The organism is Antarctobacter heliothermus (assembly GCF_002237555.1).
GTDB classification, from domain to species: domain Bacteria; phylum Pseudomonadota; class Alphaproteobacteria; order Rhodobacterales; family Rhodobacteraceae; genus Antarctobacter; species Antarctobacter heliothermus_B.
The window spans coordinates 965,416-987,813 of the sequence record NZ_CP022540.1 but is presented as its reverse complement, the minus strand read 5'-3'; the positions used below and the strand labels follow the sequence as shown (position 1 = coordinate 987,813).

Genomic DNA, 22,398 nt, shown 5'->3' with positions numbered 1-22,398 from the left:
TATCGATTTTAATGTGGCCGTATGGTTTGCCCGATCCTGAAAGCGCCGCTCCGGGACCAAAGTCCGGATCAGATGTTCGCTTCAACAAATCCACTTGCAATGGCCCGCTCAACGAAGGCATCAAGCGCCGCAGTCCGGTCCGCATCGTGGTACGGCAAAACCATCGCCTGCCGCACCGAAGTGATCTTGCCGGGAAGAATACGCACGCCGGACCCTTGGGGGAAATTGCGTTGCAGGCTTTGCAACACGCCAGCAACAACGTCCCCAACGCCGCCTCTAAATAGGTCAAACGACGCGCCGGGGTCCGATGCGCGCACCAATTCAGCGTGGTGCAGGGCCTCCGTCAGGAAGAGGTCATAGGCGGACCCGTTCCCGACAACGATTTTGGTGCCGGGCCTGTCTGCCTGATCTACAGAGGTGACGGGACTGTTGTCGCGCACTGCGTAGGTCGCGATGATCTCGGTGTAGGCGCGGGTGAATGAAACTGCCTTGGCCCGCGCGGGATCGATCGCCAGAAAGCCGACATCCCAAAGGCCCTTGCCCGCATCGTTGAACGTCTTTCCCGCCCCATCGTATAGGACAAACTCAACCGGCTTGCCGATCTCCTTTGCCAGTCGTCTGGAAAGCGCAGGCGTTATTCCCCGAAGCTCGCCGTTGTCGTTCCGCGCCAGCGCCCGGTTGCCAAGATTGATAGCTGCCCGAAGCGATGGTCCGGGTGCAATGGCCTGCAGTTGCTTGCGCATGAGAATCCTCGTCTGGCTTGCGATTGGTCGGCGCTGTCTTGCCACTCTCAACACCGAAGACGGAGCGGGGCAAGCCGTCGGTGCCACAAAGCGGGGCCTGTATACTGTCCGCTGATGGCGACCCGAGGCAGTGCGCGAGGTTTGCAAAATCGGGTGATTGACCACCTGCATCCTGTTGTATACTTCTGCATGCATGATGATAGCAGCCGCAAAATCAACTGGTGGATTCACCGGAAGGTCGGTCGCCCGACCGGGCACGGGGGCCTGTATGAACCTGTCCGCTGACACCCGATCAGGCGATTTGGTGTGGGGCGTCCGGATGACTGAAGCTGAGCCCGCCGATCAAATGGCTTTGCGACAAAGGCATCGGCATGCATTCGGCTGCGGGGCCGGTGTGGTGCGTGGCATTGCGCCATCGGCGCGTTGTGCGCGGCAACGTTTGCTGACCCGCCGGGGCAAGCCGGGTGAATACGAAAGGGAGGATGCGTCTTGACCAATCTGGACGCCGCAGCACAGACCAAATGGGACATCGTCGTGGTGGGTGGCGGCAATGCCGGACTGTGCGCCGCAATCACGGCGGCAGAAACTGGCGCACGGGTGATCGTGCTGGAGGGGGCGCCCAAAGCGTATCGCGGCGGCAACTCACGCCACACCCGCAACTTTCGCTGTATGCATCACGGACCACTAGGCCCGTTGGTTGAAACCTACGACGAAGACGAATTTTTTGACGACCTTTTGCGTGTCACCAAGGGCCAGACAGACGAGCATCTGGCGCGACTTGCGATCCGCACGTCAGAGGCCTGTCTGCCGTGGATGCAGGCGCACGGGGTGCAGTTCCAGAAATCCTTGTCCGGCACGCTGTCGCTGGACCGGACAAACGCGTTCTTTCTTGGCGGTGGCAAGGCGCTGGTGAACGCCTACTACAACACGGCCGAGGATCTGGGCATCACCGTTCTTTACGACGCGCAAGTGACTCATGTCGGCGTCGAAGGCGCGGCGTTTACCCATGTCGCGGTCGAACAGGGCGGCGTTCAGGCCGATATCTCGGGCAAAGCAGTGGTGCTTGCCTCGGGCGGTTTCCAGTCAGATATCGACTGGTTGGCACGCGCATGGGGCGAAGCCGCGCGCAACTTCCTTATTCGCGGAACCCCTTACAATCGTGGCGTTGTGCTAAAGGATATGCTGGATCAGGGCGCGCAGACGGTGGGCGATCCAACTCAGTGCCATGCGGTTGCAATCGACGGGCGGGCGCCCAAGTTCGATGGCGGGATCGTGACCCGGTTGGACTGTGTGCCGTTTTCGGTTGTGGTGAACAAGGACGGTGCCCGGTTCTATGACGAGGGTGAGGATGTCTGGCCCAAACGTTACGCAATCTGGGGGCGTCTGGTGGCCGCGCAGCCAGAACAGGTTGCCTATTCCATCATTGATGCGCGGGCGATCAACCTGTTCATGCCATCTGTCTACCCGCCGCTGAGCGGCAATACTCTTGAAGAACTGGCAGAAAAGCTGGGTCTGCCTGCGGCTGCAGTGCGCGACACGGTCGAGGCGTTCAATGCCGCCTGCACCGACGGCCCGTTCAAGCCGCAGGAACTGGACGGGTTGGCGACACAGGGCATCACACCCGCCAAGACAAACTGGGCACGACCCATCGTCGAGCCGCCGTTTTATGGCTATTCGCTGCGCCCCGGCGTGACCTTCACCTATCTGGGATTGAAGGTGGACGATCAGGCGCGGGTGACAGGCCCGGACGGGCTATATGACAATATCTGGAGTGCGGGCGAAATGATGGCCGGGTCCATTCTGGGGCAGGGCTATCTGGCCGGCTTCGGGATGACCATTGGCACGGTGTTCGGCCGTATCGCAGGCAAGGGAGCCGCAAACCATGTCGCTTGATGTTTCGCTACAAACCGATCCGGGCGCGTTGAGCGATGACCCGACCGAAGAAGCGCGCCGCCAGATCGAGATCTGCAATGCCTGCCGCTATTGCGAGGGCTATTGTCAGGTGTTTCCGGCGATCACCCGACAAAAGGTGTTCGCAAGCGGTGACATTACCCAGCTTGCAAACCTGTGCCACAACTGCCGGGGTTGCTATTACGCTTGCCAATATACCGAGCCGCATGAATTCGCGCTGAACCTGCCCAAGGCGCTGGCGGTGGCACGGGTCGACAGCTGGGATCGCATGGCGTGGCCGGGTGGCCTTGCGCGGGTGTTCCAACGGTCGGGCATGGCGCTAGTGGCGGCTCTGGTCGTGGGGTTCGCGTTTTTCTTTTGGTTGGTTGCGGCGCTGCCCGGCGGCGGCGAGGGGTTTTATGCCTATCTCGGCCATACAGCTATGGTGGCGATTTTCCTGCCTGCGTTTGTGTTGCCGCTTGGGGCCATTGCCGTGTCGCTACGCCGCTATTGGCGTGAGGTCGGGGCGGGGCCGGTCCGCTGGGCGCATTTGGTTGATGCTTTTGCCGGGGCGGCAAAGATGCGCAATCTGGCGGGCGGCGGTGCTGGATGTAACTTTGAAAAGGATGACCGCTATTCGCAGGCACGCCGCCATGCGCATCAGGCGGTGCTATGGGGATTTGTCCTGTGTTTCGCCTCTACCTCCGTGGGCACGATCCTTCACTATATCTTTGATATTCAGGCCCCCTACGGGCTGATTTCGCTGCCCAAACTGTTGGGCGTTCCGGGGGGCATCCTTTTGGTTCTGGGTGGCGTCGGGTTGGCCATGCTGAAACTCAAGGCTGATCCGGACCTGGGGGCCAAGGATTATTGGGGGGGCGAAATGGCCTTTGTCCTGCTGCTGTCCTTTGTTGGGCTGAGCGGTCTTGCGCTGTATGCCGCGACGGGAACGGCGTTGGTGGGCGGCCTTTTGGCGCTGCACCTAGGGTCTGTGCTCACATTTTTCCTGCTCACCCCCTATTCCAAGATGGCCCACGGTTTCTACCGGATGGCTGCGCTGGTGGCGGATGCGCAGGAACGCGCCAGATGACCCGGCTTCTTGTCTTGGAGGGTGACGGCATCGGGCCTGAGATCGTCGCCGCAACCTGTGATGTGCTTGCGGTGCTGGATGCGCGGTTCAATCTGGGATTGATCGTCGAGCGCGCAGAGATAGGATTTCCAGCGCTTGCCGCACATGGCACCACCATTCCCGATGCGGTGATCGCCCGGGCGCTGGAGGCGGATGGTGTGATCCTTGGACCGGTGTCACACAACGCTTATCCGCCAGTGTCCGAAGGTGGGTTGAACCCGTCGGGTGTCTTGCGCAAGCGGCTGGATCTGTATGCCAACATCCGGCCTGCGCGCACACCTGAGGGTCTTGGTGGACGGGCACCTGTTGATCTGGTTGTCGTGCGTGAGAACACCGAAGGGTTCTACGCCGACCGGAACATGGCCGAAGGGTCGGGCGAGTTTCTGCCAGAACCGGGCATGGCGTTGGCCATTCGCAAGATCACCGCAAAAGCCAGCAGGCGGATCGCACAAAGCGCCTTTGCCCTTGCCGAAACGCGGCCTGCGCGTCGGGTGACGGTGGTGCACAAGGCCAATGTGCTTCGTCTGTCGGACGGGTTGTTTCTGGACGAGGTGCGCAAGGTTGCAGCCGACCATCCAGAGATCACGGTGGACGAAATGCTGGTCGATGCGGCGGCGGCGCATCTGGTGCGTGCGCCAGAGCGGTTCGATGTGATCGTGACAACCAACATGTTTGGCGACATCCTGTCCGATCTTGCATCGGAACTGGCGGGCAGCCTTGGGCTGGGCGGGTCACTAAATGCGGGTGAGACGCGCGCCATGGCGCAGGCGCAACATGGGTCAGCACCCGATATTGCCGGAACTGGCGCTGCCAATCCCGGCTCTCTCATCGCATCGGTCGCGATGTTGTTGCACTGGCTGGCAGGGCGCGGTGGTGCAGACAGCTTTGCCCGCGCAGGCGCGGCGACCGATGCGGCGCTAGCCGTGGCGCTGGCCGATCCCGCGGCGCGCACGCCCGACATTGGGGGGACGGGCACGACGCGTGCCATGACCGATAGGGTGATACAGGCGCTTGGGTCGGATTAACCCAAAATGTCGCGCAAGCCGCCGTAGATCAGCCGCAGCGACAACAGGATCAGAAAGACGTCCAAGGCTTGCCGAAACCAGCGATCATCGATCCGGTTGAGCATCAGTTTGCCCGCAAGCGTGCCGCCAAAGCCGGCGCAGATCATAGCGACGATAAAAGCCCACCATTGCGCAAAGACAAACCCCAAAAGGCCAAAGGCGATGGTTTTGACACCGTGCTGAACAGTCATCAGCGCGGCGTGGGTGGCGACGTGGGAATGGCGCGGCAGTTTGTGCGACTTGGTAAAAGTGGCAACGAACAAGCCGGTCGCGCCAAAAAACATAGTGAGAAAACTTGACAGTACACCCACCAGTAGCGGCCAGTCGCGCAGTCCTTTGGGGGGCTTTGCAAAAACGCTCCAGATTACAAAACCGCCGACACCGATTTGGACCCATGCAGGCGGCAGGCTGACCACGATGGTGCCGCCCACCGCGACACCGATGACAGAGCCAAAAGCAAAGGCCGGCAGGGCAGGCCAGAAGATATGCGGAAATGACAGCAACGCCCGTCCAAAATTCGACCCGATCTGGATCACGCCATGGGTCGGGATCAGGGCGGCGGGTGGCACAAGTGAGGCCATGACAGCCAGCAGTATGCTGCCACCGCCGATGCTAAAGGCAGCGGTGATGAAAGAGGCCGCAAAACTGGTGACAACGAGAACGGCAAAGACAATCTCGGTCATTCCGTCGGGCAGCAATACAGGGGGGATCATCCGGGGCTTGCTCCTGTCGGGGTGGGCTGTAGCCTTGGCGCAACCGCGTTGGAGGGATGCGCATGCGCGTTGACTATCTTGGGCTTGAGGCGTTTGTGGCGATTGCCGACTATGGTTCTTTCCAGCGGGCGGCCGAGGCGCTGAACCTGAGCCAGGCGGCCCTGTCGCACCGGCTGCGCAAGATCGAAGAGGATCTCGGCTCTGCGTTGTTGATCCGATCGAGCCGTGAGGTTTCGTTGACCGATACCGGGCAGGGATTGTTGCCAGAGGCGCGCGCATTGCTGAAGGCGTTGCACGACACCTACGAGTCGGTGCGTGCAGGCGCCCAGCGGCAGGCACGCAGGCTTGCCTTTGCGTGTCTGCCATCGATTGCAAACGCTGTTTTGCCGTCGGTTTTGGGCGGGGCGAGCGCCGAGCGACCCGACATCGCCTATGAAGTGCTCGATATTCCGGTGGACCGCATTTCGGGCGCGGTGCGCAGCGGAGCCGCGGAATTCGGTGTCACCATCGTGTCGGCGGAACTGTCCGACCTGCGTTTGCGACCACTGGTCGAAGAGGATTACCACCTCTTCGTGCCGCAGGGGCACGTTCTGGCAGGTCGGGACCATGTCACGCTTGAGGATATTGTAGGGGTAAGTCTGGCGCGCATCCGGTCGCAGTCCAAGAACCGTCAGTTGCTTGATGCCGCGTTTGGTGACATGCGCGACCGCATCCAGTGGCGGTTCGAGGTTCAAAATGCCACCTTGGCGATGCGGTTGGTGCGCGCGGGCGTGGCGCTGACGATCCTGCCGGAAAGCGCCATTGCGATGGCGCCCATGACGCTGGTCGCGATCCCGTTTCAGGGCGTGCGGTTGCAGCGGACACTGGGCATTGTATCGCGGCGCAGCGTTCCACTGTCCAACAACGCAAGCACGCTTCTCGAAATGATCGAGCGCGAAATGCTGAACAAGTTTCGCACCCATATCGCGGCTAGTTCCGACCGGTCGTCCAGACCTCGGGATTGATCATGTCCACCGGGTTTGCGGAGCCAAAGGCGTTGACCAGCGCGTAGATGTCACCAAATTGCTTGTCGAGTTCCTCTTCCGTGATGAATCCGACATGCGGGGTCGGGATGACCCCCGGATGGGATAGCAGCGGGTCCGCCGGATCGCTTATGGGTTCACCTGCGAAAACGTCCAGTGCCGCCCGCCCAATCCGCCCGGAATTGAGCGCATCCAGAATGGCCCCCTCTTCGATCAGCCCGGCCCGCGATGTGTTCACAAGGATTGACCCCGGCATCATTGTCATCAGGTCGGCGCGGGTGATCTCATTGCGGGTGTCGGATGTCAGCCGCTTGTGAACAGACACGACATCAGAGGTGGCGAAAAACTCGGCGCGGCTGGGCGGGACGGTTTCGCCGTCCGCAGCGGCGCGGGCGCGGCTGTCGTCAGAGGCCCAGAGCTGTACCCGCATGCCAAAGGCGCGTGCAAACCCGGCCACTACCCGTGCGATCCCGCCGTAACCATAAAGCCCAAGGGTCTTGCCCGCCACATTGCGCCCGAGTGGCGCGTCGCCTTGCCACGCGCCTGCCCGTGCCGACGCGATCTGATCGGGCAGGTAGCGCAGCGCGGCAATGATCAAACCAAAGGTCAGCTCGGCGGTTGGGGTCGATGGTCCGTCCTTGGTCATCTTGGAACAAAACAGGATGCCCTCGCGGGTCAGGGCCTGGACATCGACATGGGCATGCTGGCCGCGCATGGCGATCAGTTTTACACCGTTCAAAGCGGCGGCTAGGTCGGGTGTGATGGCGCTGCGGTCACGAAACAACACGACCGCCTCGGCATCCTTGAACCGTGCGGCAAGTGTGGCGCTGTCGGGCGCGCGGTCTGTCCAGACGGTGACGTCATGGCCGTCGAGAGCCTGAAACGAGGGCAGAGCGCGCAGGCTGTCATACCAGTCGTCGAGAATATGAACTTTCATAACAAGTCCCCAAGAGTAACAGGGTGATCAGTGCCACAATGGCCACCAGGATGAGCGCGGCGTATGACGGGTGAGGCGACACGATCAGAGACATGGAAATCCCACACGACCGCACCCCCGGTTTCGGCGAACTCTGAAACCAGCATGGGCAGAGTGGCAAGATCCGTGACGCGCTTGCCAGCAATACCGAACCCCTGCGCAATGGCGGCAAGGTGGGTGCGTCCGAACACTGCACCCGCGTCTGACAGGCCATCGTCGCGCAGTTTGTGGATTTCCGACCCGTACGCGCCATCGTTGAGCACGCAAATCGCGATGTTCAACCCGTGGCGGCGGATGGTTTCAAGCTCCTGGATGTGCATCAGCAAAGAGCCGTCGCCGTCAAACATGACCACCGTGTCGCCGGGGCGCGCGGCGGCCACGCCCATGGCATATGAGATGCCGTTGCCAATGGCCCCGAACTCTCGAATTGTCAGGAAGGTTTCGAACGGGCGGTCCATATGGGCAAAGAAGAACGAACAGTGCCCAGATGAATTGACCATCTGCCAGTCCTGCGGCAAGGCGCGGTCAAGCGCACGCACCACATCGCGGGGGTCAAAAACGTCCGGTTCGGGTGGAAAAGTGGCGGTGTCCGATGGGGCCTCGGCGATGGCGCGGGCCAGACGGTCATTGCGCCAGCCCGGCTTAGGCTCAATCGCGGCTGTCAGCGCCTCGACACTCAGGCGTGCATCGCCGCGCAGGTGGTGCGTGGCGGCGATCCTGCCTTGGCTCAGGGCCTGGGGATTGGTGTCGATCTGAACGATCTCAGCTCCGGCAAAAAGCTTTCCCTTGTCCAGATTGTGCTGGGTCAGGCGGCACCCGACGGCGATCACCAGATCGGCCTCGGCGAACAGTGCGCGGCCCAGAGTCGACGAAAACCCGCCCGCAATGCCAACATGGAACGGGTCGCCATGGAACAGCCCGCGTGCAGGCAGTGTCGTCGCCAGCAGTGCGCCGGTTTTCTCGGCCAATGCGCTACAGGCCGTTGCCGCGCCCGAGGCCACAGCCCCCAGTCCGGCCATCACAACAACACGTCTGGCCGCGTTCACGCGGGTGGACAGCGCCGCAATGGCGTCGGGATGGGGCGGTGCCGGGGCCAACGCCGGTATGATCTCAGCCGACGGTGGGGGCAACGCAGCCACATCGGCCTCGATCTTGGCCTGAAGGTCGAAGGGGACGCCAAGTACTACAGGGACGCGATCCTGTTTGGATTCGGCAAAGGCATTGCGGATCGCCTCGGCCATGTGCGGGACATGGTGCAGGCGGTGATAGCGTGCGCCACAGGCGGTGACGAACGGGGCCTGATCAATCTGCTGGTTGTACCAAGACGCGCCAAGCGGCGCTTCGCCCGCAAAAACCACCAGTGGCAGGCCTGCGCGTACGGCGGCGGGCAGGGCGGTCAGAACCTGCGTCAGTCCCGGCCCGCAGGTCACGGTCGCCACGCCCACCGTTGCGGATTTGCGCGCATAGGCCGTTGCCGCCGCCACAGCGCAGTGTTCGTGGCGCACATAGATCATCCGCGTGCCACGTTCGGACAATGCGGTGGCGAAATGCATGTTGGCATCGCCCAACAGGGCAAAGCAGGTATCGACACCTTCGGCTGCAAAGGTATCGGCGAGCGTTTCAAAGACGTGTTTAGGCATGGGTGGTCCTGTTCAGGGGGTCCAGACGCTGGCGGGTACAAGCACCTCGCCCCGCGCCAGTAGTCGTGCGGTGCGCACAACACCCGCCGACCGGATCGCAATGCCAGTGCCGTCGGGTTCGTGGTCCACGACTACCTCGAATGTGCCGGATGGATGTTCGATCCCGACGTTGACCGGCGATGGCAGCGTGCCAAGCCCCTCAGCAAGGCCATCGGCGACGGTGCCCGGAAGGATTGCGCAAGTGGCGATACATTGCGCGCCGGTGACAGCCATCGACGGATGCGCTGTCCAAGGCATGAAATAGCGTGCCGTCACTGTCCCGCCAAAGCGCGGTTTGGCCAGTAGGGCGATTTTGGGTGTGACGGACTTTGACACATCGCCAAGCCCCATCCTCTTGCCCGCCTCTAACCGTATCGCTTCGATTCGCTCGAAAAAAGCGCGGTTCTCATCGAGTTCCGTCTGGGTTTCGTACCCCGTCAGGCCAAAGTCCTCCGCACGTGCAAGCATCACTGGCACGGCCACGTCCATGCAGGTCACTTCGATCCCATCGATTGTGTCGCGCAGGTTTCCCGTGGGCAATAAAGCGCCCGTGATCGACCCGACAGTTTCCATGAATCCAAGGCGGATCGGGGCAGCGGTGCCCGATACGCCCGCAATTTCACAGTCTCCCGCATAGGTGACCTTGCCGCCCGGAGTCTGGATCACCGCCTCGACCACGGCACCGGTGTTGACAGCGTGGATCTTGACGATTGTTTCGCCATCCTTTGCGGGCACCAGTCCCATCTCGATAGCGGCGGGACCGACCCCGACAAGGATGTTGCCACACGTCGGGCGGTAATCAACTTCGCGTTTTTCCACCGCGACCTGCGCAAAGAAATAGTCGATGTCGCAATCATCCCGCGCAGAGGGCGACAACATGGCCACCTTGGTAGTGACTGCGTTGCCGCCGCCGATCCCGTCGATGTTGAGCGGATGCCCCGCACCACACACCGCCATGAGAACCTGTGACAGGGTGGCCTCATCGCGGGGCAGGTCGGCGCGTCGGAAATAGGGCCCGCGCGACGTGCCGCCGCGCAGGAAATGGTAGGGTATCGCAGTTTGCGTCATGATCAGCGCCTTACGTCAGGGGCCAAGGGAGATCGGCAAGCGTTTGCAGGTAGCCCGGCGGCAGATCACGTCCAAGCGCCCAGGCCAGCCCGCAGATAAAGGCCAGACCCAGCGCCGACGCGAACAGCGTGCGGGGCCAGGTAAACCTGCCCCTGACACGGAAAAACGCGATCAGGAAAACCGTGAGCGCGATGATCAGCCCCACCGCAAAGGTCATCACCACAAGCGCGATGAACCAAGCAAGCGTAGACCAAAGGCCATGCGGGGCCTCGCCCTCGGCACCTTGCTCAAGATCGATGAAGACATCGTCGCTGGCCGGGGCGCGGGACATGCGCAGCAACAGGAACGCCCCGCCGATCAGCGTCACGATGCCGATGGTCAGCGGAAAGATCTTGTCCTGAAACCGCGAGACACCCCAAGCATCAAGGGATGAAATCGCGGCAAAGGCCACAAGCAGTCCAAGGAAGATGGCAGGCGCGGCTTTGGTTCCGGTGGGCGCATCAATATTCTCGCGGATGTTCTTGGATGCGCGGATCCCGACGATGACGGACACAACGGTCAACAACAACAGCCCAATGGTGATCGGCGACAGGATGTAATCCCAGCCCGATTCAGCCGACCGGCGGAATCGCGCGGCGGCGATCTGATAGGCTTGGTTGACGAAGATCTCTGTCTGGTTTGACAGCACGAAACCGATCAGGAATGCAGGCCGCGAAAAATCGAACCGGCGCAGCATGATGCCGATGATTCCGATAAACACCAGCGCGGCAAGGTCCAGTGCCGATTGGCGAGACTGGAACGCGGCAAAGGCGATAATCATGAACAGGTAAGGTGCGATGACGGTAAACCGGATCGTCGTCATCTTGGCGATGTATTTTGACAGCAGGATGCACAGACCCGCGCCGAACACATTGGCAAGCGCCAAGGACCAGACGATCGTATAGGTGATGTCGAGGTTGTTGCGCACCATTTGCGGCCCCGGCGTCATGTTCAGCAGCGCCAGACCCCCGAGGAAAATGGCCATCGAGCCAGATCCGGGAATGCCAAAGATCAGGGTGGGAACAAGGCCGCCGCCCTCCTTGGCGTTGTTTGAGCTTTCCGGAGCGATGACGCCGCGGATGTCGCCTTGTCCGAACTGACTGCGGTCCTTGGCCGTCTGCACGGCAGAGCCGTAGGCCAACCAATCGACCACCGATCCGCCAAGGCCCGGAATGACGCCGACCAGCACCCCGATTACCGCGCAACGCAGTGACAGCCACTTGTTCTGCCACCAGTCGCGCACGCCCTGACCCCAGCCGTCACCCAGCTTACCGCCCTCGGCGATGGCTTTGTCTTGCCGAAGGAGCGAGACGATTTCGGGCACGGCGTAGATACCGAGGCCGACAATCACCAACTGGAAACCATCGACGAGATAGGGCAGATCGTAGGTGGACAGGCGCAGGCTGCCGCCGGCCGGGGCCGCGCCGATGGTCCCGAACAAGATACCCGCGCCGGCCGCGACGACCCCTTTGAGAGGCACACGCCCAGCCAGAATCGCTACCATTGACAGGCCAAGGATCGTGATCATCAGCATTTCGGGCAGGCCAAAGGCCAAGATCAGCGGGCGAGCTATGAGAATGAAGAACGACAAGATGAGCGCGCCGAACAAACCGCCGAACAGTGACGAGGTAAAGGCCGCCGACAGCGCACGCGCGGCGTGGCCCTTTTTGGCCAAGGGAAAGCCATCAAGCACCGTGGCCTGACTGGCGGATGATCCGGGAATGCCCAACAACACAGAAGAAAACGTGTCCGAGGTCGGGATCACGGCAATCAAACCGATCATAAGCGCAAGGCCTGCAACCGGCTCCATTCCGTACATGAACGGCAACAACAGCGCGAGGCCCGCGATCCCGCCCAGACCGGGCAGCACACCGACAGACAGGCCCAGCAACACGCCGCACATAAGATAGAACAGCTGTTCAGGTTGGAAGATCAGCGCAAATGCCTGACCCATGTATGGCAGCGCTTCCAGGAATATTTCCACGGCGGGCTCCGCTGGCTTTAATGAACAAGGTCCCGCCCGAGGATGTCCCCGGACGGGTGGTCAGATCACGTCAGGACGGATCAGTTCATGGAGATGCCGTAATCTTCCATGAGCCAGTCGAGGACATATTTCTTGGCCTCAGGCGAAATCGCCGTGGCCTGATTGGTGGCCTCGATGGCGCCGCCCGCCACAAGCTGCGGGTAGACGCCCAACACCTCGGCTGCGGTGTCCATGAACCCCTCTGCGGTCACGATCGAACGCAGCGCCTCTGTATAGGTGTCGACGACATCCTGCGACGCCGACGACGGCAGGAAGATGGTCTTTTGGTTGGCGAAACCGGCAATGATGAATGCTTTGATCGCGTCCCATGCGACGCCCTCGGTTTCACATGCTGCGGTTGCCTCGCAGACTTCCTTGAACGACGGCATGTCGGGGAAGGTCGGGTCGCGCACGATATTGCCGGCATCGTCTAGCGCACCCCAGCTGAAGATCGGCACAGCGAGGCCGTCGTCCACCAAGGGCTGTACATTGGCGAGATAGGCAGACGAGGTTTGATAGTCGATATTGGCTTCGCCACGTTCGAACATCAGGCGACCGTCACCGCGGCCTTCGACGCCAAAGACAGGATCGACATCAAGGCCCAGCATCCGGAACGCGAGCAGCGGAACAAGATCAAGCGTAGTGGCACCCTGGCTGCCGTAAAGATACACTTCGTCGCCCAGGTCATCCATGTCGCCGTCGAATTTTTCGGCGAGATCGGGCGGCAGATAAACCACACCGCCGGTCGCGGAGGCAAGGACGGGCTGCCAGTCCTGATATTCATAGCGCACGCGGGGATCGCCCAGCAGATACGGGAATTTGGTCGATCCGGAATCACCGAAGATGGTCAGGCCATCGCCTTCGTCCTGCTGGCCCTGAAACCAGTTCGCGCCTTCGGTGGACCCGGCGCCGGGGCGGTAGCGGACCACCACGGTCGGATTGCCGGGCAGAGCATCTGAGAGCAGCGGGGCAAAGAAGTTGGCCCATTTCGCCGACCCGCCAGACTCAGAAAAAGGGATCGTGTATTCAATGGTCTTGCCAGAAAAGTCAGCGGCCAAGGCACCCTGAGCGGCAATGGCCACAATGGCCGCGGCGACGGTTGCGCCGAACGATGTTCGTTTCATGTAATCCTCCCGAATGGTATCTCTGCGCGTTTATGAGCGCGGAATTTTGGCCAGCGCAGTGTTTGGCCGGCCTGATAACGATGCCAGCGGCCCCATCATAAAGCAATTCTATATTAGGAAAGCTTGGATGCAGAAAACTAATGGTTGGAGTTGCTTGGCGGTGGACGACAAGCCTTCGGAAAGTGTCGCCGAGACCTGGGTTCCGGCGGCACCTAGAGGGAGTCCTGAGACGTCCTGTGCCGTTCTGCGCCTAGAGGCGTTTGAGGATCGTGTCCGCGCGGCCATACAGATCGTCCGCACCCGGTTCTTCGCCCAGCGCCGCTATACGCCCCTGCCATTCTGCGGCCGCAGAGGCCATGCCGCCACCCAGCCCCAGTTCATCTACCGTGACAGCCACCTCGACCATTTCGGCAGACCGCCGCGCGCCGTGCACCATCATCCTTTCAAGATTATAGGCCCCGCGCTCACGCCAGTTGATATCGGGGTCCGACGCCTCGAGTGAGCCGATCACTTCCTCTTCGACCCCTGCGCGGCGTGCGGACAGGAAACACTCGGCTGTCAGCGCCTCCATTCCCTTGATCATGACCGACCGCAGCATTTTGATCGTCGAGGCGCGGCCCACGTCCGCGCCCATCTGGCGTGGACGCATGTCGAACGCCTTCAGAACGGCTTCGGCTACGTCGCTGTGGGGACCGGAAATCAAGAGAGGCACTTGGTGGCGTTTGGGATAAACCGGCGCCATGACGGCGACATCCACATAGCGCCCGCCTGCTGCCTCAATCACTTCTGCCGACCGGCGTTTGGTGCCGGGTGAGCAAGAGTTGCAATCGAACCAGAGTGTACCGGCCGCCAGATGCGGCGCAGCGGCTTTGGTTGCGGCATGGGCCTGATCGGCGGTCACGACGCAAAACACCGCCTCGACACCTTCAAGGGTCGCGGTAAGCGTGTCGCGCCCATCGACGCCTTCGGCGGCGTAGCGATCAACCAATGTGGCCCGCGTTTCGGGAGAATCGGTCTTGATGTCATAGGCGCGCAGATCGGCGGGTCTGTCTGTGTCCCAGCCCGACGCGAAGGCTGTTCCCGCCTCGCCAAAGCCGACAAAGGCGACCCGGTCCGGGCGATTGGTTGGCGATGTCATTGTGTCCTCCCTGAGAATTATCTCACACTGTCATATCTCCCGGCATCACAAGAGTGGACATGGTTTTTGCGGGGGTGACGCCCGCAAGGGGTGCTGCGACTTTAAGGGGTTTGATACTTCGGACCGGATCGGCGCTGCTATTATGTGTTCGCGCGAACTGGCTGGCTGCATGGATGGTTGCCGGTCCGCCCGGTTTGGCGTCAGAAGCGAGACGTGAGCGGGGCAGCAGTGTACCGATTCAAGAGGTGCTTGAAGGAATGGTGCCTCAAGAGGGACTCGAACCCCCGACCTTGTCCTTACGAAGGACCTGCTCTACCAGCTGAGCTATTGAGGCAATGCGCGGGTCGTTTAGACTCAACCCTCGCCCTGATCAAGATGGAATCAGAGCAGTATGCCGTCAGCCGCATCCGTCGTTGGAAAGCGGGAGGGCGTTGGGTTTGGACCCCGGATCGGATGCAAACGTCCGCAAACGCGACTCGAAATCGTCACGCCAACCGGCGGCGGGTCAATTTCCAAACCAAATCAAGGGGCTTGCGCGAAGGTGCGGATGCCTCAACTTCTGTGTGGGGAGCATGGGTGATATCGCTTGAGCTGCGAAGAAAACGGCTTGTTCCAAGGGCTAACAGCCTCTTTTTTGCAGCCAAATTCACCCGGCTCATCAGAACTTTCGGAAAGCCCTCTGCGCGGTGTCGGCCTCAAGCACACAGGACGTTAGCGATAACGGAAAGAAAATATTACCAATTTTGAGCGCAGCCCCTAAACTAGACGCAGGACTACCCGAGGCACGAACCTCGGGAGTCCGTGAAGTCACGGGAGGACTGACATGACCAACAAGATCACGACGCGCCGCGCGGCGCTGCGCACTCTGGCGGGTGCTGGTGCGGCCACACTGGCCGCTCCGCATATCGCGGGCGCAGCCAGCCACACCAAGACCTGGAAGATCCAGACAAGCTGGCCCGGCGGCGCCGGTTTGCAGATTTTCAAGGACTGGTGCGGATCGATCGAGGAAAAGACTGGCGGAGAACTGGCGTTTCAACCCTTTGGCGCCAATGACGTTGTAGGTGACTTTCAGTTGTTCGACGCGGTCAAGAACGGCGTTCTGGACGCTGTGAACCCGTTTACCATTTATGCGCAGGGCATCATTCCTGCGGCCACATTCCTGACTTCGATCCCGCTGGGTCTGCGGAACCCGCATGAGTTCGACGTCTTTTACTATGGCCTCGGCGGTATCGACATCGCGCGCGAACTGTACGCAGCCCAAGGCATGCATTTCGTCGGTCCAGTTCACCACGGCCCGAACATCATCCACTCCAAGGTTCCGATCCGGTCGATCGACGACTTCGCGGGCCGCAAGATGCGCCTGCCCGGTGGCATGGTTGCAGAGATCTTTACCCAGATCGGTGCGGAAACCACCGTTTTGCCGGGATCCGAGATTTTCCCGGCGCTGGAAAAAGGCACCATCGACGTGGCCGACTATGTCGGTCCGGCGGTGAACTACGCGCTCGGCTTTAGCCAGGTCACCGACTACATCGTCATGGGCCCTCCGGGTTTCATGTCGCTGTACCAGCCCGTCGACATCATGGACATCACCGTGGGCAAGGCCGCGTGGGACGCGCTGTCACCGCAGATGCAGCAGTTCGTCGAGATGGAAACCCACGTCTATTCCGACATGCACCACGCCGCGATCCAGAAGGCCGACCAAGAGGCTTGGGGCAAGTTCGAGGCCGACGGCACCGAGGTCACGCGCCTGACACAGGACGACGTGGAACTGATGACTGAGGTCGCGGTGCCAATCTGGTACGACTACGCCAACCGCGACCCGCAGGCCGCGCGCGTGTTCAAGATCCAGCTGGATTACATGATGTCCGGCTCTTTGGGCTATGTTGATCCTGCTCTGACTCAGGGTCTGGAACTTAAACTCTAAGCGGTCGCTCAGAACCGGATTGACCGCCCGGTGCCACTGGCACCGGGCGCTTTCACTCGCCTTCAAACTGCAAGGACCGCAAATGCCTAGCCTCAGCTTCACGCTGCCGCATTGGCTCTACTGGGTGGGACTGATCGTCTTTCCTATCGTCGCGATGATCCTGTCGCGCCGACCCCAGAGGGCCGAAAAACGTTACACGCTGCCGCTGGCCTATATGATCGCCGTCACCGGCGGCATCATCGGGCTACACCGCTTATACCTCAAGAACATGCTGGGGCTGGTCTATATCCCGATCTTTCTGTTCATCCTGTACGCCAACGGACAGACACAGGACGCGCGCACCATTCTGTCGAACCATGAAAACCAGTTGCGCGTGGCGCAGCGGGTAATCGACCGTGAAGAGGGCCGAGTCACAGACGCCCGCGCCGGATTGGCCGACATGCAGGCCGCCATCGACGCCGCCGAAGAGGGCAGTTTCGCCAGACGCAGCGCAGAAAAACGGCTGCAACGCGCGCAGGACACCGTTTCCAAGGGCGAGGTGCGCCTGACAGAGGCGCGCGCCACCTTGATAGAGGCGCAGCCGCTGCGTGATCAGGCCGCCGCCACCCGTGCCAATTGGGACAACGCGGCGGGCTATGCCCTGTATGCCATCATCGCGCTCTTGTTGATCGATTTTGTCCTGCTGCCCGGCATGGTGCGCCGGGCGAATGACAACCTGCCCGCGCATGAGGAACTGACAGAGGCCGAAAAGGCCCTGCGCGCCGCCGAGGCCGAAGAGGGGCCAAAACATGACCGCGACTATGCGGAAAACTGGATCGACCGGCTGTCGCTGTTCTGCGGTGAATTCGTCGCCTACTGGGCGGTGATCGCGGTCTTTGTCTACTACTATGAGGTTATCGCGCGATACGTCTTCGGCTCGCCGACCAACTGGGCGCATGAGGCGATGTACCTGATGTTCGGTATGCAATACCTGATCGCCGGGGCCTACGCGATGCTGACCGAAAGCCATGTGCGCGTCGACATCTTTTATGCCCCGCTGAGCAGGCCGAAAAAGGCATGGGTCGATCTGTTGACCTCGGTCTTTTTCTTCATCTTTGCCGGTACGCTGCTGGTCACCTCATGGATCTTTGCCATGGACGCCGTTGCTGTGCCGTCAGGCAATTCCATCGTGTCCGACTGGGCGCGCGGGGAAATCAGTCTGGGTGAGATGTTTGCAGGTTTCGGCACCAGCCAGTGGACCGACCCGAATATTCGCTGGGGCGAGATAAGCTTTAACGAATGGGAGGTGCCGCTATGGCCGATGAAATGGGTCATGGTGATTGGTGGGCTTTTGCTGGTGCTGCAAGGCGTCTCGAAGGTCTCAAAAGACATCCGTGAAATCGCGCGGGGGAACTGAGGCATGGGTATTGAAATCGGAATTGAGTGGCTGACGCTCATCATGTTCGGCAGCCTTTTGGCGCTGCTCATGGCGGGTCTGCCACTGGCCTTTGTCACCGGGGGTCTGGCCTGTGTGTTCCTGTTTGTGCTGGGCGATGCGCGGGCGCTGAATATCGTGCCCAGCCGCATCTTCCCGCTGATGACAAACTATCAGCTTTCGGCGATCCCGCTGTTCATCTTTATGGCGGCGATGCTCGAAAGGGCGGGGATCATCAACGACATGTTCGATGTGATCTACAAGGTGCTTGGCGGGGTGAAGGGTGGTCTGGCCTCGGCCACGATCATCGCCTCGACGATCCTTGCGGCCATGGTGGGCGTAATCGGTGCTGCGGTTGTGACCATGGGCATCATCGCCCTGCCGGCCATGCTGAAACGCCACTACGATCCTAAAATTGCGATGGGGTCGATCATGGCGGGCGGCACTTTGGGTATCCTGATCCCGCCGTCGATCTTGGCGATCATCTACGCCGTTGTGGCCGAACAATCGGTGGGCGAGCTGTTCATCGGTGCTGTGATCCCCGGCCTGATGCTGTCGGGCATGTACATCGCCTATGTCACGTTGCGTTGCTACATCAATCCCAGCCTTGGCCCTGCCATCCCGGTTGAAGAGCGTATCTCAAACCCCGAAAAGCTGAAACTTGTCGGCAAGATGGCCGCGCCGATCACGCTGGTTGTCGTCGTGTTGGGTATCATCTTTTCCGGCGTCGCCACCCCGGTAGAGGCAGCGGGCATCGGCACCTTTGGTGCCTTCATCGTTGCCGCCATCCACCGCAAGCTGGACTGGCCCACGGTGCGTGAGGCCTGCACCACCACGCTAAAGGCCAGCGCAATGGTCATCTGGATCATGTTCGGCGCCACGATCTTTGTCGGGCTTTATGTGCTGGAGGGTGGTCAGCAGTTTGTTCAGGACGCGCTGGCGGCCACGGGGCTGGGTCCATGGGGTGTCCTGATCCTGATGCAGATCCTGCTGGTGGTCTTGGGAATGTTCCTGGACTGGGTCGGCATCCTGCTGCTCTGCGTGCCGATCTTTGTCCCGATCATCAAGGCGTTGGGCGCGGCGGCCTTTGGACTGAACAACCCCGAGGATCTGGTGCTGTGGTTTGGTGTTCTCTACCTTGTGAACATGCAGATGTCGTTCCTGTCGCCGCCCTTTGGTTATGCTCTGTTCTATCTGCGGGGTGTCGCGCCGGATCACATCCCGATGACCGATATCTTCAAATCGGCGCTGCCGTTTCTGGCGTTGCAGATAGTGGGGTTGGTTCTGTGTATGGTCTTTCCTGAGATCATCACATGGTTGCCGAATCTGGTTTATGGCTGACGTGCAACAGAAAGGGTCCCGACAATGCGGGGCCCTTTCCGATTTTCCGGCTGTGCTGGCCTATTGAAAATGGCGGACAAGGCGCAAAGGCAATGCGTTGACGAGGTCCAACTGAAACGGGCGCTTTTCCAGCCGTTCCATGTGCCTTATCCCTGCGGCAGGGCGCGATCACAAATGCCCCGCCCCTGACCAGACCGTTCGACCACCCACCCATCAGCCGCGCCCCGCATGGCACTGCGGCGACGAAAGACCCCGATGCCCGAACTGCCAACAGACATCCCGGGTTATGGCCCTCTGCTTCCGCATCGAGCCACCCGCAAAGGCGGCGCACGTCGGTCCAAGCTGTTGCCCGATTTTGACGCGGCAATCGCAGCCTGTGACTTGCGCGACGGCGCAACCGTTTCCTTTCACCATCACCTGCGCAACGGCGACGGCGTGCTGAACATGGTGATGGAGGCCTTGGCGCGGCGCGGCCTGCGCGATCTGCACATTGCGGCCAGTTCAATCTTTCCCGTCCATGCGCCGCTGATCGACCACATCCGCAATGGCACCGTCAGCCGAATTTCCACTGCTTTCATGTCCGGCCCGGTGGGGGAGGCGATCTCACGCGGGGTTTTACCCACGCCGGTCACTCTGCAGACGCACGGAGGCCGGGCGCGGGCGTTGGACCTGCGCGAACTGCCCGTCGACGTGGCATTTGTCGCGGCCCCGGCGGCGGATGACATGGGCAATCTGTCCGGCAGCACTGGGCCAACAGCCTGCGGAACTCTGGGCTATCCAATGGTCGATGTCGGTGTCGCGCGTCACACCGTTGCCGTGACAGATACCCTGATGCCCTACCCGGTGCCCGCCATCGACATCCCGCAGACCTGCGTGACCCATGTTGTGCAGGTGGCGCATATCGGTGACGCTGCCGGGATCGCCTCTGGTACCACCCGGCCCGCCAACGATCCGCTTAGCCTGTCCATCGCCGACACCGCCGCGCAAGTCATCGCCGCCAGCGGGCTGCTGCAAGAGGGGATTTCCTTTCAGACCGGGGCCGGTGGGGCGTCTTTGGCCACGGCGGCGGCGGTGGGCCGGGAAATGGCGGCGCGCGGAGTGACGGGCAGTTTCTGTTCCGGCGGCATCACCGGCTTTCACGTCCAGATGCTGAACGACGGGCTGTTTCGTGGGCTACTAGATGTGCAGTGCTTCGATCTGGAGGCAGTGCGATCCTACCGGGACGACCCCCGGCATCAGAGCATGTCCGCCGCTACCTATGCCGGTCCACATGTGGGGGGCGCGGTGGTGGACCGCGTGGATGCTGTGGTGCTGGGCGCGGCTGAGGTGGACCTGAATTTCAACGTCAACGTGACCACGCGGGCGGGGGGCATCATCATCGGCGGGTCGGGCGGCCATGCGGATACCGCCGCCGGGTCCAGACTGGCCGTTGTCACCACCCGCCTGACCGCCGCCGGGTTTGCCAAGTTGGTGCCGCAGGTCGGCACACTGACCACGCCGGGCGCGACCATCGACGTGGTGGTGACAGAGGCCGGGCTGGCCGTGAACCCGGCGCGCCCGGATCTGGCCGAGCGCCTGATCAGCGCGGGTCTGCGCGTTCGGGACATGGCGGATCTTGTGGCTGAGGCGGCCCTTGCCGGGACCCGCCCCACGCCGCCGCGCGCACTGGGGCGCATCGTGGCCGTTTGCGAATACCGGGATGGCAACGTGACCGACGTTGTCCGCGTCGCCCCCTCTGAAACGTGACCGCTGCGGGTCACTCGGCACTGGAACTCGGCGTTAAATTCGCGACAATCAATTGGGACGGATCAATTACAGACCCCCGCACAGGCCGGACTTGGACCGGGCCAAGGCGCGGCGTGCAACAGGGAAAAAGGATTCAGGATGACCAATTACATCCAACGCGGCTGGCTGGGTGGTTTTATGGCCTTGTCACTGATGGTGCCGATGACAGGCATGGCGCAGGAGACTCCTCTAGCGGTCGACACGATGCGATTGCAGGCGCAAAGGATGGTGACCACCGATACCTTCTTTGGCACAGTTCAGGCGACCGCCATGGTCGGCCTGTCCTACGAGGCGCGCGGCTGTGTTGTCGAAGTGTCCGAACAGGCCAAGCGTGACCGCGTCGCCACAGCCGGACAGGTGTTGGTGCGGCTGGATGGCAAGCGGTCCCTGCTGGCGCTGCGCACCGCCGAATCGCGATTGGCAGAGTTGGGGGCCCAGATCGAAGAGCGCGAACTGGACATCGTCTCTGCCGCTGCCGACGACAAGCGCCGGCAGCAGGAACTGGACCTGACCACCGCCGAATACGAACGCAACAGCACCATGCTGGGGCGCGGTCTGATCAATGAGACCACAATGGAAGGCGTCGAGCGCCGCTTCATGGAGGCGCGTTTTGCCGCCGACCGCGCGCAAGAGGCCATCGCCACCGCCCGGGCCGCCAAGCGCCGCGCCCAGATCGCGCTGGAAATTGGCGAACTGGAGCTGCAAACTGCGCAGTTGAGCCATGACATGTTGGTGCTGACCGCGCCGATCGACGGTGTTCTGGTGGGGTTTGAGACCAATGTCGGCGATTGTGTGCAAGAGGGAGAGCGCGCCGCCCAGATCTATGCGCCCAGCCAGAAATCGGTCGATGTCTTCATCCTGATCCGCCGCCTGTCCGCCAGCGGTCCGAACGGCATCGCCGAAGGGTCCGAAGTGCGCATCACCCGCGTCAACGACCAGACCTGCGGCGGCACGATCACCCGTTTCGACACTGAGGCCGATCTGGAAAACCAGTTCGTCAAGGCAACGATTGAGGTCGACGAAACCTGCGCGCCAGGCCTGTTCCTGAACGAGGCGGTTGAGGTGGAGGCGATGATCGGTGCGGGCGAAGACACCTTTGAGATTCCCACCTCTGCTCTGACCGGCGGCGACACTGTCTATCTGGTGAATGAGGACGGTCTGGTGCTGGAAGAGGTGGCCGCCGAGATCCTGCAACCCGGACTGAGCCAGACCATCGCGCGCATTCCCGCGGCCTCCGGGCGGCTGTTGGTCAGCGATGCCCGGACCGGGCTGGCGCCGGGCCAGACCGTTTCGCTGGAGTAATCTTGCGCGCGGGCGGTCAATCGA

17 protein-coding genes and 1 tRNA gene are annotated in these 22,398 nt (G+C 61.6%); 9 read left to right on the top strand and 9 right to left on the bottom strand.

Going from position 1 to position 22,398, the window contains the following annotated elements; all coding sequences use genetic code 11:
* Positions 1-68: 68 nt before the first annotated feature.
* A complete protein-coding gene (locus ANTHELSMS3_RS04675) occupies positions 69-743 on the bottom strand; it encodes a transporter substrate-binding domain-containing protein (protein WP_157733397.1) in 675 nt (224 codons plus the stop codon).
* A 489-nt stretch (positions 744-1,232) separates the two neighbouring features.
* On the opposite strand from ANTHELSMS3_RS04675, the gene tcuA reads away from it, so the two are divergent.
* Genes tcuA through ANTHELSMS3_RS04660 form a run of 3 tightly spaced genes read left to right on the top strand, consistent with a single transcriptional unit; the run spans position 1,233 to position 4,787 of the window.
* Positions 1,233-2,636: an FAD-dependent tricarballylate dehydrogenase TcuA gene (gene tcuA / locus ANTHELSMS3_RS04670; protein ID WP_302630582.1), complete on the top strand. Its 1,404-nt coding sequence runs from the start codon at positions 1,233-1,235 to the stop codon at positions 2,634-2,636.
* Positions 2,626-3,723 (top strand): tricarballylate utilization 4Fe-4S protein TcuB, encoded by a 1,098-nt coding sequence (gene tcuB / locus ANTHELSMS3_RS04665; RefSeq protein ID WP_094033863.1) that lies wholly within the window; start codon positions 2,626-2,628, stop codon positions 3,721-3,723. Before tcuA ends, tcuB begins: the two co-directional genes overlap by 11 nt.
* Positions 3,720-4,787 carry an isocitrate/isopropylmalate dehydrogenase family protein gene (locus tag ANTHELSMS3_RS04660; RefSeq protein ID WP_094033862.1) on the top strand — a complete coding sequence of 356 codons (1,068 nt, stop codon included), beginning with the start codon at positions 3,720-3,722 and terminating at the stop codon, positions 4,785-4,787. Before tcuB ends, ANTHELSMS3_RS04660 begins: the two co-directional genes overlap by 4 nt.
* Here the strand turns inward: ANTHELSMS3_RS04660 and ANTHELSMS3_RS04655 are convergent.
* Positions 4,784-5,539, bottom strand: coding sequence for a sulfite exporter TauE/SafE family protein (locus ANTHELSMS3_RS04655; RefSeq protein WP_094033861.1), 756 nt, complete (start codon positions 5,537-5,539; stop codon positions 4,784-4,786). The two genes, ANTHELSMS3_RS04660 and ANTHELSMS3_RS04655, sit on opposite strands and share 4 nt — an antisense overlap.
* Before the next feature lie 62 nt (positions 5,540-5,601).
* On the opposite strand from ANTHELSMS3_RS04655, the gene ANTHELSMS3_RS04650 reads away from it, so the two are divergent.
* On the top strand, positions 5,602-6,543 hold the full coding sequence (locus ANTHELSMS3_RS04650) for a LysR family transcriptional regulator (protein ID WP_198319879.1): 942 nt from the start codon (positions 5,602-5,604) through the stop codon (positions 6,541-6,543).
* Here the strand turns inward: ANTHELSMS3_RS04650 and ANTHELSMS3_RS04645 are convergent.
* The 7 genes from ANTHELSMS3_RS04645 to ANTHELSMS3_RS04615 all read right to left on the bottom strand — a co-directional run bounded on the left by ANTHELSMS3_RS04645 (position 6,509) and on the right by ANTHELSMS3_RS04615 (position 14,942).
* Positions 6,509-7,498 (bottom strand): NAD(P)-dependent oxidoreductase, encoded by a 990-nt coding sequence (locus ANTHELSMS3_RS04645; RefSeq protein ID WP_094033859.1) that lies wholly within the window; start codon positions 7,496-7,498, stop codon positions 6,509-6,511. The two genes, ANTHELSMS3_RS04650 and ANTHELSMS3_RS04645, sit on opposite strands and share 35 nt — an antisense overlap.
* Positions 7,495-9,177 (bottom strand): thiamine pyrophosphate-binding protein, encoded by a 1,683-nt coding sequence (locus ANTHELSMS3_RS04640; protein ID WP_094033858.1) that lies wholly within the window; start codon positions 9,175-9,177, stop codon positions 7,495-7,497. The genes ANTHELSMS3_RS04645 and ANTHELSMS3_RS04640 overlap by 4 nt, the downstream gene beginning before the upstream one ends.
* Positions 9,178-9,189: 12 nt before the next feature.
* Positions 9,190-10,284, bottom strand: coding sequence for a 4-oxalomesaconate tautomerase (locus ANTHELSMS3_RS04635; protein ID WP_094033857.1), 1,095 nt, complete (start codon positions 10,282-10,284; stop codon positions 9,190-9,192).
* A 10-nt stretch (positions 10,285-10,294) separates the two neighbouring features.
* Positions 10,295-12,307, bottom strand: a complete 2,013-nt coding sequence (locus ANTHELSMS3_RS04630; protein ID WP_094033856.1) for a tripartite tricarboxylate transporter permease — start codon at positions 12,305-12,307, stop codon at positions 10,295-10,297.
* An 80-nt stretch (positions 12,308-12,387) separates the two neighbouring features.
* Positions 12,388-13,470: a tricarboxylate transporter gene (locus ANTHELSMS3_RS04625; protein WP_094033855.1), complete on the bottom strand. Its 1,083-nt coding sequence runs from the start codon at positions 13,468-13,470 to the stop codon at positions 12,388-12,390.
* A gap of 250 nt (positions 13,471-13,720) precedes the next feature.
* Positions 13,721-14,608, bottom strand: a complete 888-nt coding sequence (locus ANTHELSMS3_RS04620) for an NAD(P)-dependent oxidoreductase (RefSeq protein ID WP_094033854.1) — start codon at positions 14,606-14,608, stop codon at positions 13,721-13,723.
* A 258-nt stretch (positions 14,609-14,866) separates the two neighbouring features.
* Positions 14,867-14,942 (bottom strand) — tRNA-Thr (locus ANTHELSMS3_RS04615).
* A gap of 489 nt (positions 14,943-15,431) precedes the next feature.
* Here ANTHELSMS3_RS04615 and dctP point away from each other — a divergent pair.
* The 5 genes from dctP to ANTHELSMS3_RS04590 all read left to right on the top strand — a co-directional run bounded on the left by dctP (position 15,432) and on the right by ANTHELSMS3_RS04590 (position 22,374).
* The gene (dctP, locus tag ANTHELSMS3_RS04610; protein WP_094033853.1) at positions 15,432-16,532 is read left to right on the top strand and encodes a TRAP transporter substrate-binding protein DctP; all 1,101 of its coding nucleotides are present in this window, start codon (positions 15,432-15,434) and stop codon (positions 16,530-16,532) included.
* 82 nt (positions 16,533-16,614) lie between these two features.
* On the top strand, positions 16,615-17,928 hold the full coding sequence (locus ANTHELSMS3_RS04605) for a TRAP transporter small permease subunit (RefSeq protein WP_094033852.1): 1,314 nt from the start codon (positions 16,615-16,617) through the stop codon (positions 17,926-17,928).
* A 3-nt stretch (positions 17,929-17,931) separates the two neighbouring features.
* Positions 17,932-19,287 (top strand): TRAP transporter large permease, encoded by a 1,356-nt coding sequence (locus ANTHELSMS3_RS04600; RefSeq protein ID WP_094033851.1) that lies wholly within the window; start codon positions 17,932-17,934, stop codon positions 19,285-19,287.
* Positions 19,288-19,542: 255 nt separating this feature from the next.
* Complete coding sequence (locus ANTHELSMS3_RS04595) at positions 19,543-21,033, top strand: citrate lyase subunit alpha (protein ID WP_094033850.1); 1,491 nt, start codon at positions 19,543-19,545, stop codon at positions 21,031-21,033.
* Positions 21,034-21,171: 138 nt separating this feature from the next.
* Entirely contained in the window at positions 21,172-22,374 is a 1,203-nt protein-coding gene (locus ANTHELSMS3_RS04590; RefSeq protein WP_094033849.1) for an efflux RND transporter periplasmic adaptor subunit, read from the top strand.
* Positions 22,375-22,398: the final 24 nt, after the last annotated feature.